Genomic DNA, 16361 nt, shown 5'->3' on the forward strand with positions numbered 1-16361 from the left:
TATATCGCAAGAAAAATTACTGCTAAACGCGGTCTGTCTTCTATGAGAGTACGTCGATAGACGTTTTTCTTATAAAACAAGTGGTGATGCCAGGAGCCACTTACCATTAACGAATTCAATTCTTATCGTCAATTTATCGCCCGGATCGTCAAGAATTGTAGTATCTAACTCTATTTCTGCAACATTATCTTTTTGTCCCTTTAGCTTGGCGGTTTCAATTAAAAATTTTTCAGCCCATCCGTGTCCTCCATTATTTGTGTTTACATATAGACGCCCTTCAAAATCCTTATAAAGAGGAAGACCTATATCTTTCGTTTCCAAATAACGACTATAAAATAGATTGCTAGCGGTATCTTTTGTAAATACCTCCTCTACTTCTCTTTTTAAATCGGCTATTGCCTTAACGTCAGCGGCATCAATTGCCGGTTTCCCGCTCACTCCTGTTACGAGACAAAATTCATTTTCGCCTGGAATTGTTTTCTTCGTATCGAATTTGAAGAATCCTATTCCGTTAAATAATCCATAGATACTTACTGCCTTCGGTATAAGCTGGTTGAGAATATCCTTTGCTTGATTGTCAGTGAGATGAATAGATTGGCTTTCTTGCGTGTTCATTTTTGTGGCTTCTTTGGGGCTTCCTATGTTACTCCCACAACCAGCAAGTAAAGCCAAGATTGCCAAAAACAAAAAGAAGGTACTCTTCATCCTCTTCATAAAATCCACCTCTTTAATTCAAAATATTTTTCAAAACATTATTTAATTTTGGGAAGAAGTGCAAGCTTTATATTGGCTTGGATTTCTTTTTGCCTTTTCCAATGAAGGCTAACGCGCCAGTTGCAAAGGACAAACCGCAATGATAATAGCATTGGCTATTATCAATAAATCCCATTGATGACACGGTATCAATATATGGTTATTAAAGGCGAATAATGCAGAGAGCCCGGCCCTCATCGAAAGGGTCTTTTTGATTTACTCAAACAATAAGGTTAGAAAAAGATGGCGATAGAGGCGCTTTACAAAAAGGGAACATACGTTCTATAATTAAGTGTGAAAATACATTAGATGGTATAATAACATGTTTTTTTACAAAATAAATAGGAACACAAGTTCTCCTTTTGGTTGTATTTTTGCGCATTCGAACCACTTTAATAACTATATATGCACTTTATTAAGGAGGGGTAAATATGGCTGCTGACTTAAAATTTAGAGGTCTAAATAAAGATGAATTAATTGCGGTTTCCACCTACTGGGAGAAGAATAAAAAAATTCTAAGGAACCCCGTGGTACGAGGTTTCTTTGAGAATCAGGGTAACATGGAACTTCTTGCAAGACAACTGACTTCTCCCACCCCGGAATCGAGTCAGATGTTCGAGGCGGCCTTCAGACGGTATTTCTTTAGAATTCGCTTCACTAAATACCTGAGCTCATTGATCAAGTTCTGCGATATTGATTACCACAGGAAACGAACACTTCAAGAGCAGAGGCATCCTCTTGTCCTTGACACACCGGTTGACGATGGAGAATCGACTTTAGGGGAGTTTATGTACAGCATTTCAACTGTTCTAGAGGAAGATACGTTTCTCTCAGATCCTGCAAAGTTCCAATACTCCTTTGACAACGAGGCACTTTTCCATGCCTTCAATCGCTTAACGGACAAGCAGAAATTGATCATCACTTTGGCCTACTCCACATGCGCGATGGATAAGGAAATAGCAGATTTGTTGCATATTTCCCAGCAGGCAATCACCAAGACAAGATTAACTGCTTTAAGAAAGATGAAAAAATACATAACCGACCGACAACTAGAGTACCAGCTAAACCGAAAGGAAGGGAGCGGGCTAACATGGAAGATTCACAGCTGATCACTCTAATCACGAATTCAATCTCTAATTTTGGGTTTCCAATCGTAATTACTGTATATCTGCTTTACCGTTTCGAAAAACGAATCGACGCTTTAAATTCGTCAATTATTGAATTGCTGCAGGTTATAAAGGAGGAGGTGCGCAAATAGAAATGGATGCTACTGAATTGTTCGATCTTGTGAGCCAGGCAAAGAACGGAGATAAAGCTGCCATTGAATCGATCATTCAACTATTTCAGCCGGCAATACAAAAGGCATGCAGAAGAACAAAACCCCAAGAACGCCGCGACCTTGAACAACATATGAGCGAGAAGATTATTCGAGCTGTTTATTCTTACGATATTGATTCCATCCCTGACTACTCACGGTTTGTTAAGGTGCTTTCCGATTCGGATGGGTAGTGGTTTTTTAAAAAAAATCTCTCCTTCATGCAAGAGAAGTAGCAGACGCGACATCCGCTTTTCCACAAGAACAAAGAAGGCATGTCCTCGAACATGTAGTTCATGGGGTGATTTCGGCAATCACCAGTGTAAGATGAGAATAAACAGGCGGGATGTCCAAGTCACGCAGCAATATCTTTCAAGGCCGCCTATCTTCTATGAGAGCACTCTTACGAAATTAAAAATCGAATGGAGGATCCAAACGAAGATGACGATCAATCCTGGGCAGTGGAAGCTTGGCACGTATTGGGACGATAAGGAGCCGCATTCCCTGGAACAGATCCGGGAGGCCGGATATTCCTGTATTGAACTGAACCTGGACAACTATAAATCGCCTGCGGATACGGTGACACCGGAGAACTTTGCGCGTTATGACAGTGCGGTGCAGACAGCCAAGAGGCTGGGGCTTGAAGTCTGGTCGGTGCATTTGCCGTTCGGCAGCCAGTGGGATATTTCCGATCTCGATGACACGGTGCGCGAATCGGCTATCAAGGGTAATATCCAGATCATGGATTGGGTAAAAGGTTGGGGGGCAAGGGTTCTCGTCATTCATCCAAGCTTTGAGCCGATTCAGAATGAGGAACGGGCGGGACGCCTTGTGAAAGCAGCGGAAACCATTCGTCTGTTGAGCGGAGAGGCTGCGAAGCGGGGGCTGCATCTTGCCGTGGAAGATCTTCCGCGCACCTGTTTAGGAAACAACGCCGAAGAAATTGCCGCGCTGATCAAGGATGCTCCTGAAGCTGTTGTTTGCTGCGATTCGAACCATCTGCTGACTGAAACGCCGGAATCCTTCATTCGAGCCATCGGGAGCCGTATTATGACGCTGCATATTTCTGATTATGACGGTGTGAACGAAAGGCACTGGATTCCGGGCCGCGGCATTGTGAAGTGGGTAGAAGTGGTTCGGGCGCTCGTCGAGATCGGCTATGCCGGGCCGTTTATGTACGAAGCCGACTACGAGAACCCTCAGGACGTTGTCGCAAGCTTCCGTGCCATTCTGAACGCATACCGTGAAGCCGGTCAAGGCGTGCAATGAAGGGGAGATAGGGCTGAGAATGCAGGTTATAGCAGCCGAAAGCAATATATACCCGCATAAATCCCAGAGCGAGCAAAGCTGGAAAGATGCCAAATCAATCGAAACTGCCGTTATTGCCACCACCGAATAGCGGCAGTTTTGTGTATCTACACGCGCTTCATTCGCCGAAGACCTCTTTTTCTTGTAAAATGGTCATGAATGATAGAAAGATAACACAGCACATATGGAGACGGTGAGAAGATGGGGAATATTCGCGTACTTGTAGCCGATGATGAAAAAGAAATACGCGACCTGGTCAAAAAATATTTGGAACGGGAATTGTATCAAGTGGATACGGCGGTTGATGGGGAGGAAGCCCTCCGTCTGTTCGAAAACCATAAATATGATTTAATCCTGCTGGATCTGATGATGCCGGGGATTGACGGCATTGAGGTCTGCAGAAGGCTGCGAAATTTGACAAACATCCCGATTCTGATGCTGACGGCCAAGGATCAGGAGATTGACAAGGTCTTGGGGCTTGGCATCGGAGCCGATGATTATATGACAAAACCATTCAGCATCAACGAATTGGTGGCGAGAATCAAAGCCCATTTGCGGCGGTTTTTGGTGCTTGGAAGTGAAGCGGATAGTGCTGCAGACGCTGAGGAATCGCTTATCCGTTATAAAGGTTTAACGATTGATCTCAAAAAATATTCAGTGATCATCGAAGGCGAAGAAACTGCGCTGACAGCCAAGGAGTTTGAACTGTTGAAGTTTTTTGCCGCGCATCCGGAGCAAGTATTTACGAAGACGCAAATTTTTCGCCAGGTATGGGGCAGCGCCTATTTGGAGGATGACAATACGGTGATGGTCCATATCCGCAAGCTTAGAAAAAAGATCGAAGCCGACCCATCCGATCCGAAATGGATTCAGACCGTGTGGGGAATCGGATACAAGTTTGCAGGTGAAAAAGATGAAGCATGATAAAACGATCCTCCTTCTCAGTCTGCAATTATTGCTGTTAGCAGGTCTTATTCTGATAGAAGCAACAAATCAGCCCCAAAGCTTCCTGCGCGGGGTTTTATTTATTGCGTTTGCGGCGATTACGGTCATGCTGCTGCTTATGCGCTTACGGTTCAAAGCGAAACTGGCGGGCATGATTGATGCGCTGAAAAGAGCGGGCAGCGGAAATGTAAACACCCGTTTACTCGCCAATGACGAACCTGCCGTTAACGAGTTGATTTTCGCCATCAATGAGCTGATTGAGCAGCTGGATAAAATCCGGGTGCAGACAATCAAATCCGAGGCGGCGAGAAAAAGCCTGCTGTCTAATATTTCCCATGATATCCGGACGCCCCTGACGTCGATTATCGGGTATGTGGACGCCTTAAACGATGATATTGCCGCATCCCGCGCAGAAAAGCTGGAGTATATCGGCATCATCTCGCGGAAGGCCACTGCCTTAAAACAATTGATCGATGAAATATTCGACTTGGCCAAGCTGGATGCCGATGAGGTTCCGCAGCGGTCGCAGCGGCTTGATTTGGCGGAAATGGCGCGGGAGTCGGTGATTGAGTTTTTGCCTGCATTGAAGCAAGCGAACATGAAGTTGACCGTATCCATTCCGGAGGAGAAATGCCTAGTGACTGCGGATCGGCTCAGCGTTCAGCGAGTCCTAAATAATCTGATGAAAAATGCGGTGCAACATGGTCAACAGGGAGAAGTATTAGGCGTTGAATTGACGGAACATGCGGGTTTCTACCAGCTGACGATATGGGATAAAGGGCAGGGGATTCCGGAAGGCGAATTAACGAAAGTGTTTGATCGAATGTACCGGACCGAGCGCTCGCGCAACCCCATGTACGGAGGAAGCGGCCTGGGGCTGGCTATCGCCAAAGCGCTTGTCGAGAAAAACGGTGGGAAAATATGGGTGGAAAGCGAGCCGGGACAAAAAACTTCTTTCACTTTCTCCATGCCGAAGAACAGTTAAGAGATAATTAAGAACTGATTAAGAGGCATTTAAAAACGCCTGCTTATCATAGAGATAGAGGCCAACCCAAGAGAATCGGCGCCAAAGCAGGAGGTGCAGCAAATGACCGCAATTATAAAAACGACACAATTAACGAAAAAATACGGCGGCCAGACCGCGGTAGACAACCTGAACATGACCGTGAAGCAAGGGCAAATATACGGCTTTCTCGGCCAAAATGGCGCGGGTAAAACGACAACCATCCGCATGCTCCTCGGTTTGATTAAACCGACGCATGGGGATATCGAGATGTTCGGGGAACAGTTATACGCCAAACAGAAAGAGATATTAAGGAGAGTAGGCTCCATCGTCGAGTTTTCCGGCTTCTATGAAAACCTGACGGCCCGGGAGAATCTGCTGATCAATGCCAGGCTTATGGGGGTTCACAAAAAAAATGCTATAGAAGAAGCGCTCGAAATTGTCGGGCTGCAGCATGAACCTGATAAGCTGGTCGGCAAATTCTCTTTGGGCATGAAGCAGCGTTTGGGGATCGCCCGCGCCATTTTTCATCATCCGGAATTGCTCGTATTGGATGAACCCACCAATGGTTTGGACCCGATCGGTATTAAAGAGATCCGGAATCTGATCAAATCGCTGGCCGAAGAACGGAAAATAACGATTCTGATCTCGAGCCATATCTTATCGGAAGTCGAGCAATTAGCGGATCATATCGGAATTATTCATCATGGCAAGCTGCTGGAGGAAATTTCATTTGCGGAGGTTCGGCGGCGGAACCGCAAATTTCTGGAATTCCAGGTTTCGAATGATAACAAGGCGGCCATGCTTCTCGAGCAGCATTTTGCCATTACGGACTACGAGGTGCATGACGGGGGGATCATCCGCGTCTACTCGCATATGGGGAGCCAAGGGAAAATCAATAAGATGCTGGTGGATCATCAGATTGAAGTGACGAAAATCGCGCTGAGCGAAGACGGATTGGAAGATTATTTTATTCAATTGATTGGGGGCGGGAAGGTTGATTAATTTACTGTACACCGAGTTGCTGAAACTGAAGCGGGCCAAAATGTTTATGGTCAGCCTCATTGGAGCGGCGGCAGCCCCATTTATGATCTTTATCGGGTATTTGGGTTACAAGGCCAAAAACCCCGACAAATCCGTCATGTTCAGCGAGGTGTGGTCACAGACCAATCTGTATACAATCCTGCTGATCGGAACGCTGCTGTACGGAGTCATTACGACTTATTTGTTTAACCGTGAATATACGGAAGACACATTAAAAAATCTATTAACCATTCCTGTGCCCAAAAGCAGTCTTATTGTCAGCAAGCTGGTGCTCCTGTTTTTCTGGATCATGATATTGACCTTTACGTCGTGGAGCCTGATATTGATTCTTGGCCTTTTCGCGCAGTATGAGGGTTTGTCCGCGGGTGTCATTGTGCTGTCGCTGAAGAAGTTTTTCGTCGGGGGCAGTCTGCTGTTTCTTTTGTCGACTCCTACGATGTTTGTTGCATTCCTGTTCAAAAACTTCGTGCCCACCATTATTTTTACGGCCGTGATTACGATGGGAAATGTAGCGCTCGCGAATCATGATGATAAAGCGATATTTCCGTGGTCGGCTGCGCATGTGATTGCGGAGAACGGCTTTGTGCCTGCATATCCTCCGTTTTATTCCTATGTGTCGATTATTGCTACCTCAATTATTGGACTACTGGCGACGATGGCCTACTTCAAAAAAACGGATATTCATTGAAGTAGAACGGGTTGGATCCTTCTCATTATAAGACAGAAATGCAGGTGGAATTAAAATGATGTCTCAATGGAATATCGATATGTTTCGAGCAATTAATGATCTGGGTAAGCAGTTTCCTTTCCTGAATCCCGCTGCCGTCTTTGTGGCGGAATATATGCTGTATGTACTCGCGCTGGCGATGCTTGTATATTGGTTTACCCGCAGCAGCCGGAACCGGATGATGGTCATCCAGGCCGGACTTGCTTTTGTTTTGGCGGAAATCATCGGGAAATTGGCGGGGAAAATATATGAGCATCATCAGCCGTTTGCGGAACTGCCGCATGTTAACAAACTCATAGACCACGCCATAGATAATTCTTTTCCGAGCGATCATACGATTTTGTTTTTCTCCGTCTGCGTCTCTTTTTGGTTGGTCCGGAGAATGGAGGGGTGGCTTTGGCTTGCGCTTGCTTGCTGCGTCGCTGTCTCCCGCATTTGGGTAGGGGTTCATTATCCGGTGGATATCGCAGCAGGAGCGCTGATTGGCATTATCTCGGCTTTGTTTATCTACTGGCTTGCACCTAAACTCGGGATGATCAAACGACTGCTGGCTTTATATGAAAAGGCGGAGCAGCGCGTTTTGCCGATCCGCCGCAAGTCCGGTAGTATGTAAAATCAAGTCAGCGCTCAGCATACCGTATCAGGCAGGCTTTTTTCGATATAACGAATCAATTGCCGGGTATCATGGTGACAGCGCTGGTTTTTCTTTTTAATCAAATGAATTTCATTATATACTTGAAAATTATCGATGTGAATGATGCGCAGCTGCTTGCCGCGCAGTTCCCTCCGAATGGACATATAGGGAAGAAAAGCGGCTCCGTGCCCCTTAATCGCAGCCAGCTTCACGGCTTCAATCGAATCCAGATTGTAGAGAATATTCAGCTTGGGCTTGTCTTCCATAATCTCATTCAAGGCCCGCTGGACGCAGGACAGCTGTGCCGACCAGATCAAAGGAAAACGGGAGAGCTCGCTTAATTTAATCTTGTCGGGCCGCAGCGTATTGCTGCCGGATACAAGCATCACCCGGTCCAATAAAACTTTGCAGGAGCTCAGTTCGGGATGGGCCGACGGCCCCGATATAAACCCGATATTGGCTTCTTCCATCAATATTTGTTCCTCGATCAGCGTCGAAGGACCTTCATTTAACGTGATCAAGTAATCAGGAAATTGCTTTTTCATTTCATACATGGTGCAGGGAAGCGCGTAATTGCAAACTTCCGGAATCGCGTAGATGGATAATTGATGCGATCCGTGCTTCAACTGCTGCTCCATTTCCATCATCATTTCATCATACAGTTTGCAGATCTGAACCGCGTATTTATGGGCAATGAGCCCCGACTCCGTAAGCTGTGTCCCTTTGTTGCTCCGCTGAAGAAGCTCGGTACCGAGCGAGTTTTCCCATGATTTGATTTGCTGACTCAGCGCCGATTGCGTAATATGCGCCGTATTCGCCGCTTTCGAAATGCTTTTGAGCGCCGCGATGTCCAGAAATAGTTTAAGCGTTTCCAAATTCATGCGTGACCCTCCTGTTTTCTTAACTGCCGGAATAGCTAATGCGATTAATGATCCTGTCATTTATGCCATTAGCTAAACTTATACAGCATAAACAAAGCATATGACTACGCCTCCAAAAAGTATGTTACTATTTTCACAAAGTTAAATATCATATTGCTGGAGGTGCTGCAAGATGGGACAAACTGCGGGTCCCGCGACGAAATCCACCCGAACCAGGGCGCCTAGAAAACCTAAAAAGAGCCAGCTGCCATTTGCCTTATTGGCAACCGCTCTCGTCATTGTCTTCGGATTTTATTTGAATTACTACAATGACAAAATGGTCGTCTATCTGCTCTTCGGCATTTCGTTTGGCGTCATTTTGCAAAGATCGAGATTCTGCTTTACGGCTTCAATGAGGGATCCTTGCATCACGGGAAGCACGTCGGTGACGAGGGCGGTACTGATCGCCTGTTCGCTGGCGACGATCGGGTTCACGGCCATCAAATATTCGGCGCATATGAAAGGGGAAACGATCCCCGGAATGGAAAATGTGGGCCAAATCAGCCTCGCGCTTGCCATTGGCGCCGTATTGTTCGGCATCGGGATGGTGATCGCCGGCGGTTGTGCTTCGGGAACGCTGATGCGTGTCGGGGAAGGTTTCACGATGCAGATGATTTCGCTGTTTTTCTTCGTCCTCGGTTCTCTTTGGGGAGCGCATGATATGGGCTGGTGGCGTGCACATGTCATCAAGGATGCGCCTGCCGTATTTCTGCCGGATGTATTCGGTTGGCTGGGCGCCTTGCTCGTTCAGTCCCTCATTATTTTGCTGCTCTACATCGCTTCCGTGAAATGGCAAGAGAAGAAAATGGGAAGCGCTGAATGACGCTGTTATAAGTATAAGTTACTCTTTTCACAAAGTTTTGGTATCACTAAAATAAATGAAGATAAAGGTGGTTTTCAAGATGGCAGAATTTACGCTTGATTGTTTGGGAGAAGCTTGTCCGGTACCTCTGATGAGAACGGAGAAAAAAATGGCCGAACTAAGCGTGGGCGACGTTCTGGTCGTATCGATCGACCACAGCTGCGCCATGAAAAACGTGCCGGAGTGGGCCAGAAAGCAAGGGCATAATGTGGAAATCGAAGAAATTGACGATGGGGAATGGGAAGTTGTCATCGAAAAGACCAAATAGCCTCCGCGAAAGGAAGAAAGGATGGGGTGTGAGCGGTGAATGCATTTTGGTTGAAAATCACGTCGAACCGCTTCTACAAGCGTCTGTTGAAAGAACCGTTTACATATGTAACCGGGGCCGTGCTGCTCGCGGTATTCGCTATCGCCCATTTGGCTGTCTTTAGTAAAGGCTGGGGCGTTACCAGCGCATTTGCGGACTGGGGGGCATGGATGTACAAGCTGGTCGGCGGAAATGTGGACAATTGGGCTTATTTCAGTTCGGAAAAGGCGCAAAAAACATTATCCGGCGGTTTCATGAATGATGGCGGGTCGATCCGCAATCTCGGCATTATATTAGGGGCTTTTCTGGCTACGCTGTTTGCGTCGGAATTCAAATTGAAGAAAATCAAATCCAAAAAGCAAATCGTGGCCGCTGCGCTTGGCGGGCTGCTGATGGGATATGGCGCGAGATTGGCTAACGGATGCAACATCGGGGCGCTGTTCACTTCGATTTCTTCCCTGTCGCTGTCAGGCTGGATCTTCTGGCTGTTCTTGTTCGGCGGGGCTTTTATAGGCAGCAAGCTTTTGGCCAAATATTTTATGTAGATCGTAAAGGGCTGACGGAAGTCAGCCTCTTTTCAACATATCAATAAACTTCCGGGGTCCCCGCAAAGTAATCGGAATAGGCATCGAAGGTCACGTGTCACTTTGTGGGGTTGAATTTCCAATACAGGAGGACCAAACAGCAATGATCAAAGAAACAGTAGCATATGACGTTGTCATCATAGGCGGTGGGGCCGCTGGATTGACGGCGGGAATTTACTGCGGGCGCGCAAGACTCAAGACGTTGATTCTGGAAAAGTCGCTTGTGGGCGGGCTCGCCACCTATACCAATGAGATTGAAAACTATCCGGGTTTTCCGGAAGGGGCGACAGGAACGGAGCTAATGGGTTTGTTCCACAAACAGGCGAAGAAATTCGGCGTGGATTTCAAAATGACCGATGTCAAAGCGGTGTCGCTTGAAGGCACCGTCAAAATCGTCGAGACATTCCGGCAGCGGTATGAATGCAAAGCCGTCATTATCGCCAGCGGCGGGAAACCAAGACTGACCGGTGCGCAAAATGAGGATAAGTTTTTATATGATAAAGGCATTTCCTTCTGCGCCACCTGTGACGCCGCGTCAAACACGGGGAAAACGGTCATGGTCATCGGAAGCGGCGATGCCGCGATTGAAGAAGGCATGTTCCTGACCAAGTTTGCGGATCGGGTCATCGTATCGGTGATGCATGATCACGGAAAAATGGACTGCAATGAAATCGCCAAAACCGAAGCGCTCGAAAACCCGAAAATGGAATTCATCTGGAACACGCTTGTCCATTCCTTCGAAGGCGGGGAACGGCTGGATACTGTTGTGCTGAAGAACCTTAAAACCAATGAACTGCATAAGGTTGCGGTCGATTCCTGTTTCCTGTTTATCGGCTACATGCCGAATACGGAAATTTTCGAAGGAATGATCGGTATGAACCGGAACGGCTACGTCCGCGTGAACGGGAGAATGGAGACGAACATTCCCGGTGTTTTTGCGGCGGGAGACGTCTGCGACAAATTTCTGAAGCAGGTGGCCACCGCCGTCGGCGACGGCGCGATTGCAGGCTATGGTGCGGAGAAGTATATTTCGGAATGCGAAGTGTATGAAAATCAAATTTTGAACCACGGCCAGCCGTCCGTTGTTTACTTGTGGAATGCCACCGACGCGTCATGCCGGGAGCTGCTGCCGGAGATTGAGGCATTCGAGCGGGCGCATGCAGCAAACTGCAGAGTTACCAAGGTCGATGTCTACAAATCGCCCGGGCTTGCCGGTAGATTGGGCATCGATCGCGTTCCAGCCGTGGCCTACCTTACGGATGGCAAGATCCAACAGATAATGACCGAAAATATTAATGCGGCGTCGCTGGTGGATTTGTTAGAGATGAAAAGTTTGGTTAAATAGATAATGAAGGAAAAGAATTTGGGCTGACATGAAGCATGTGGATGTCAGCCTTTTTTGCGTCAGTTGAGGGAATATATTTCATATTAATCCACAAACGATCAATTAAAAACAGATTTCGACATATTTTTCATAATTTTGGTGTTATAATCTCCTGGGACAAAAGATATAAGGGAGTGAGAATAAATACCTAACTCTTAAATTGAAACCTATACATAGAGTCCTTAAATTGAGTTTTAGATTAACGAACACAAGAATTTAGGAGGGAGCGTCGTGGAGCGTTTTCAAGCCTTGCAGGATGGATTGATTATTGGAATCAGCTTAATTTTATTGTTAATGTGTGCCTTGATGTACTTAAGATGGAAAACTCAGCTTTATTTGAATTTTTCCGGCGCGGCTTTATTGGGGGTATTTGCGACGATAGGGCTGGCCTCCTTTTCGGATAAGCCTGGTGTCGTATATATGTTTTTTGCATCCCTGTTTACATGCGGTTTGATTATGCAGCAGATAAACAGCTTCAGGCTTTTTTACCATAAACGTACCGATCGGCTATATGTTCATCTGGGCACTGCCTTTCTGACGGTGCTTGCCGCAGCAGCCTCGCTTTTTCTTCCTACGGAAATGTCTTCGCTGCTGATTTTATTGATTGTTGCGCTGCTGGGATGCTACTCCGCATTGAAGCTGTTTTCAGAGAATGAGCGGTTGCGAAACACTCTGGCCATTGCTCTGTATAGCGTGTATGCGCTTTGCCTTTTTGTATGGGCGATGACGAAGGTGGAACGTTTGCTGCTGTTCGGTAATTTGTTTTTGATTTTCTCGCTGTTGGTTATGTTTGGCTTGTTGTTTGAGAGGATTGTGGGGATTATGCAGGCTGCAACCTTTACATCCACGCATGATGAAATAACGGGGCTGCTCACGCGCAAGCATTTTATGCAGCAGGCTCACCAATGGATCAACCGGAAACAAGCCTTTGGGATCATTTATATCGATATTGCTGTGAACAGCGATGGAACCGGATTATTAAACGACGTTCTTCTTAAAAATTTGGGGATCGCCATCATGAAATATACAGAGGGGTTTGGAATCTCAGGTCGTTATGCGCCAAACGGATTTGCGGTTCTGGTCACCAAACCCGATGTCGAAATCGGGGATTTGTCGGACCGAATCCGGATGAGATTGGAATTTGAGGCTCCCGGGTCGATCTTTACGGGGCACATGTTGCTCATAGAAGACAACGAGCTGGAGCATGTTATCCATGAGGCGGCGCAATTGGCCGAACGTTCACGGAAACACGGTTTGGACAAGATACACGGACTGGAGCAGAGCAGAATTTTGTCGGATAGCGGGGTGCAGAAATGAACGCGGTTATTATTTCGAATAAAACGGCTCCTTATGTACATGAAGCTATCGGGAACATGGATATAAGCTTTGAAAAGGTCGGCAGGTTTACGCCCGAGCAATTTTGGGAGGACTGCCAATCGGCGGCCAGAATCAATATTTCGACATTGATTTTGGATATGGACTGCGTTGAACCAAAAGCTTTTATGGAAGGCTTAAGGCAATACAGATCCTATCGCAGCCAGGTTCCCGTAATTGTTATCGCGCTGGACCGCCAGGATGATGACGGAATGATTCACAAATTGGCCGAAATGGGGATCACAGTCATTACGACCGCACCCGGCACGAACCCTAAATCGATTATCAAAGCATTGATCAAGCTGCAGCCGGGCAATAGTCAATCTTCCGGAACCGAAATCACCGAAGATCCGGAATTCAACATGGAGCGGATAAAAGACAAGATTTACCGGTATACATCCAGATTAACCGCGGCTCCGCTGCATGGAGCGGATGTGATGGACCTGGAATTGCCTGATCTGCCGGTTCAGGAACGCGTCATTCTTCAGGATCGCATTATCGGTACGATTACCGTTGCGGTAGCGGGAGCGGAATCCAAGATGGGTGCCACTCATTTCAGTATTCTAATCGCCAATTATCTGAACAGGAAGGGCTATAAGGCTGCTATCAAGGAGGCGAATAACTCCCGCGACTTCAGCCGGATCGAGCATGCATATGAAGGGATCAAGGACTTCGTAAGCCAAACGGCGCATTTTAATATCAACGGCGTTGAATATTACAAAAGCAGCAGTCCGGAGGACATGAGCAAACTGATCAGCTATGGCTACGACTATTTGATTCTGGATATCGGCAGCATGGAGGATAATGATTGGGGACATGAGTTTTACAGGGCCGGGGTGCAAATTGTTGTAGGGGCAGGCAGCGAATGGAGGCAGCCGCAAATCATCCAATTCCGCGAAAAGCACAAACATATGGATCAATCCAATTGGCTCTACTGCATTCCGTTCATAGAGAAACTGGGAATCAAAGATATCCGAAAAGAGCTTCCGGGTAATCTGGTATACAGGATTCCTCCGCATCCCGATCCATATAAAACCCAATCGGATACGGACGCTTTACTGAATAACGTTCTCAAAAAATATCTGGGGGAGAAAAAGAAGGCATCCACTAAAAATATCTTGTACAGCATTATCGGAGCATGTGTTCTGATTATCATTATTCTAGTTATCGTATTGCTCGTTAAGTTATAGATGCCATATCATTCGCCAAATCCTGGATTTGGCGTTTTTTTGTTGAATTATGACTAAAGAAACGGTTCTTGAACACTATTTTTTATTTTTGTAAATAAATTAATTCAATAAACGACAAATTTTTCAAAAAATGTATGATATAATTTTCCTAGATTTGGGGTTTTGACAGGTATTTTGGAGGTAATGTTGAAAGAAGGAAGAGTGGTGACGGAGAACTATATGATGACTATCGCTTAAGAGCAACGAGAAAAATGCCGTTTGGTAGCGAGCGTTAACATGTGGAAGGAGCAGAAGGATGTCAAGGATTCGTTTTCGACAAAAACGGCTGCTGATTGCTTCATTGATCGGCGGTGCGGCCGTATTGTTAATTTGCGTTATTTTCGGCTATCTCTACTTCAATTACATACATAACAAATATGAAAAACGCACGGCTGAGATCCAGCTGAAGCTTAATGAAGCCGAGAAGAGGCTTAATGAAGAACGGGTTGACGTTACCGTTGTCAATAAAGACCACGCGGCCGGCGACCGGCTTCGGGAAGAAGATTTGCAGACGATCAGCGTGCCGAAGAGCTCGGTTCCGGCTAATACGCTGGACAGGCAGTCGGTTGTAGGCAAATTCATTAAAATCGATATTCAAGCCAATGCGGTCATTACGGAACCGATGGTCTTTGAAGAAGGAATTACGCCGGACGATCTCCGCATTCAGGAGTTCCGAATGATCGAGCTGCCTTTGAAACTGAAAAAGGAAGACTTCGTCGATGTTCGCATCAAATTCCCGACAGGCCAAGATTACATTGTACTATCGAAGAAAAAAGTCGAAGATCTGCTTACGGGAACCGTCTGGTATGACATGAATGAAAAAGAGATTTTGACCATGTCAAGCGCCATCGTGGATGCATACATCAATAACGCGTCCATCTACGCGCTGAATTACGTGGATCCATATATGCAGCAAGAAGCGGTAGTCACTTATCCGCCTAATCCGAAGGTTCAGGACCTAATTGATTCCGATCCGAACATTGTTGAAGTGGCCAAGTCGGAGATGGAGCGCAAGGTACGCGCCAAGCTGGAACAGGATTTGAAATCCATGCCGGAGGAAGATATTCAAAAATACGTAAACGGCAAGAGCAAAGACGATTCCAAAGCGTTTGAATACCATGCGAATCCGGATCAGCCCGACGGCGCGGCTCAGCAAAACCCATTGATTGACGGCGACAATTTGCAGAACAGGGGCCAGGCGCCGGATCAGGAAGCCAATCCAAGCGGCTCGACGCAAATTTTCAATGATAATAATGTTTCAGTTCCCATCAAGAAGTGAGGTATGTAGATCGTGAAGCAGATAGTTTTTATTGGAGATTGTGATAAAACGGATCTTTTATTTTACGTATGCAAACTGCTCGGCATGGAGCATGAGGTTTTGCTGGCGGATCTGACCCGAAGCGGAAGATATCGGCATACCTATCCCAAAATGGAGATGGAAGCCGAGATTCATCAATACGACAATTTCGATATTGCCGAATCCGTTCCGGATATAACCGGAATTAGCGAGCTAACCGCTTCGAATGCTTACGATTACGTCATTGTGGATATTGATGACCCATTCAAAATCGGCGGCCTGGCTTCCTTGAATGATTTCTACTTGGTAACCTCCTATGATAATCATTCTATCCAGGAAAATAAGGTACTGCTCGAAGCGTTGGTCCGGGAATTGTCCAAAGACCGGCTGGTCACCATGACCAAAGTCATCTGCGAGGTTGAACATACCTTTACGGAGGATTTTCTGGTCCAGCAATATGATCATCTCCCGATTGAGTGGAGGGAGCCGTTGATCTACGTGCCAGACGAACGGGATTTGAGCCGTAAAATAAACAATCAATTTTCCGGAACGGTCCAGTTGAAACGGTTGTCCCCCGAATACAAGCTGGTGATTAAAAGTATTGTCGAATCCATTTTGGGGATTGAAGCGAAGCAAGCGCACGCTTTATGGAAGCAGGCGGAAAGGAGCAAATAG

Annotated in this window: 19 protein-coding genes; 17 read left to right on the forward strand and 2 right to left on the reverse strand. The window is 46.4% G+C overall.

What is annotated here, in order from left to right; translation table 11 throughout:
- Positions 1 to 69 precede the first annotated feature (69 nt).
- Positions 70 to 714 (reverse strand): hypothetical protein, encoded by a 645-nt coding sequence (locus L6442_RS03400; protein WP_212981469.1) that lies wholly within the window; start codon positions 712 to 714, stop codon positions 70 to 72.
- A 470-nt stretch (positions 715 to 1184) separates the two neighbouring features.
- Here L6442_RS03400 and L6442_RS03405 point away from each other — a divergent pair, with 470 nt between their 5' ends.
- The 9 genes from L6442_RS03405 to L6442_RS03445 all read left to right on the forward strand — a co-directional run bounded on the left by L6442_RS03405 (position 1185) and on the right by L6442_RS03445 (position 7708).
- Positions 1185 to 1862 (forward strand): sigma-70 family RNA polymerase sigma factor, encoded by a 678-nt coding sequence (locus L6442_RS03405; protein ID WP_212981468.1) that lies wholly within the window; start codon positions 1185 to 1187, stop codon positions 1860 to 1862.
- Positions 1844 to 2011 carry a YvrJ family protein gene (locus L6442_RS03410; RefSeq protein WP_212981467.1) on the forward strand — a complete coding sequence of 56 codons (168 nt, stop codon included), beginning with the start codon at positions 1844 to 1846 and terminating at the stop codon, positions 2009 to 2011. Before L6442_RS03405 ends, L6442_RS03410 begins: the two co-directional genes overlap by 19 nt.
- A 2-nt stretch (positions 2012 to 2013) precedes the next feature.
- Positions 2014 to 2262 carry a helix-turn-helix domain-containing protein gene (locus tag L6442_RS03415; protein ID WP_212981466.1) on the forward strand — a complete coding sequence of 83 codons (249 nt, stop codon included), beginning with the start codon at positions 2014 to 2016 and terminating at the stop codon, positions 2260 to 2262.
- A 247-nt stretch (positions 2263 to 2509) separates the two neighbouring features.
- A complete protein-coding gene (locus tag L6442_RS03420) occupies positions 2510 to 3337 on the forward strand; it encodes a sugar phosphate isomerase/epimerase family protein (RefSeq protein WP_212981465.1) in 828 nt (275 codons plus the stop codon).
- 240 nt (positions 3338 to 3577) lie between these two features.
- Positions 3578 to 4300 carry a response regulator transcription factor gene (locus tag L6442_RS03425; RefSeq protein ID WP_212981464.1) on the forward strand — a complete coding sequence of 241 codons (723 nt, stop codon included), beginning with the start codon at positions 3578 to 3580 and terminating at the stop codon, positions 4298 to 4300.
- Complete coding sequence (locus tag L6442_RS03430) at positions 4290 to 5306, forward strand: sensor histidine kinase (protein ID WP_212981463.1); 1017 nt, start codon at positions 4290 to 4292, stop codon at positions 5304 to 5306. Before L6442_RS03425 ends, L6442_RS03430 begins: the two co-directional genes overlap by 11 nt.
- A 102-nt stretch (positions 5307 to 5408) precedes the next feature.
- Entirely contained in the window at positions 5409 to 6329 is a 921-nt protein-coding gene (locus L6442_RS03435; protein WP_212981462.1) for an ABC transporter ATP-binding protein, read from the forward strand.
- A complete protein-coding gene (locus L6442_RS03440; protein ID WP_212981461.1) occupies positions 6322 to 7056 on the forward strand; it encodes an ABC transporter permease in 735 nt (244 codons plus the stop codon). The genes L6442_RS03435 and L6442_RS03440 overlap by 8 nt, the downstream gene beginning before the upstream one ends.
- Positions 7057 to 7114: 58 nt before the next feature.
- Positions 7115 to 7708 carry an undecaprenyl-diphosphatase gene (locus L6442_RS03445; RefSeq protein WP_212981472.1) on the forward strand — a complete coding sequence of 198 codons (594 nt, stop codon included), beginning with the start codon at positions 7115 to 7117 and terminating at the stop codon, positions 7706 to 7708.
- 14 nt (positions 7709 to 7722) lie between these two features.
- Here L6442_RS03445 and L6442_RS03450 read toward each other — a convergent pair whose 3' ends face one another.
- Entirely contained in the window at positions 7723 to 8610 is an 888-nt protein-coding gene (locus L6442_RS03450; RefSeq protein ID WP_212981460.1) for a LysR family transcriptional regulator, read from the reverse strand.
- A 172-nt stretch (positions 8611 to 8782) separates the two neighbouring features.
- Between L6442_RS03450 and L6442_RS03455 the strand changes: the two genes are divergently transcribed.
- From L6442_RS03455 to L6442_RS03490, 8 genes are all read left to right on the forward strand, one after another.
- On the forward strand, positions 8783 to 9472 hold the full coding sequence (locus L6442_RS03455) for a YeeE/YedE thiosulfate transporter family protein (RefSeq protein WP_237100194.1): 690 nt from the start codon (positions 8783 to 8785) through the stop codon (positions 9470 to 9472).
- Between the two features lie 79 nt (positions 9473 to 9551).
- Complete coding sequence (locus L6442_RS03460) at positions 9552 to 9779, forward strand: sulfurtransferase TusA family protein (protein ID WP_194233602.1); 228 nt, start codon at positions 9552 to 9554, stop codon at positions 9777 to 9779.
- Positions 9780 to 9814: 35 nt separating this feature from the next.
- The gene (locus L6442_RS03465) at positions 9815 to 10363 is read left to right on the forward strand and encodes a YeeE/YedE thiosulfate transporter family protein (RefSeq protein WP_194233601.1); all 549 of its coding nucleotides are present in this window, start codon (positions 9815 to 9817) and stop codon (positions 10361 to 10363) included.
- 142 nt (positions 10364 to 10505) lie between these two features.
- A complete protein-coding gene (locus tag L6442_RS03470; protein ID WP_212981459.1) occupies positions 10506 to 11747 on the forward strand; it encodes an FAD-dependent oxidoreductase in 1242 nt (413 codons plus the stop codon).
- A gap of 270 nt (positions 11748 to 12017) precedes the next feature.
- Positions 12018 to 13103, forward strand: a complete 1086-nt coding sequence (locus L6442_RS03475) for a GGDEF domain-containing protein (RefSeq protein WP_212981458.1) — start codon at positions 12018 to 12020, stop codon at positions 13101 to 13103.
- The gene (locus tag L6442_RS03480) at positions 13100 to 14350 is read left to right on the forward strand and encodes a hypothetical protein (protein ID WP_212981457.1); all 1251 of its coding nucleotides are present in this window, start codon (positions 13100 to 13102) and stop codon (positions 14348 to 14350) included. The genes L6442_RS03475 and L6442_RS03480 overlap by 4 nt, the downstream gene beginning before the upstream one ends.
- Before the next feature lie 295 nt (positions 14351 to 14645).
- Positions 14646 to 15668, forward strand: coding sequence for an SAF domain-containing protein (locus tag L6442_RS03485; protein WP_212981456.1), 1023 nt, complete (start codon positions 14646 to 14648; stop codon positions 15666 to 15668).
- Between the two features lie 12 nt (positions 15669 to 15680).
- Complete coding sequence (locus tag L6442_RS03490; RefSeq protein WP_212981455.1) at positions 15681 to 16361, forward strand: hypothetical protein; 681 nt, start codon at positions 15681 to 15683, stop codon at positions 16359 to 16361.

The sequence above is a fragment of the Paenibacillus azoreducens genome, assembly GCF_021654775.1.
Lineage (GTDB): Bacteria > Bacillota > Bacilli > Paenibacillales > Paenibacillaceae > Paenibacillus_AQ > Paenibacillus_AQ azoreducens.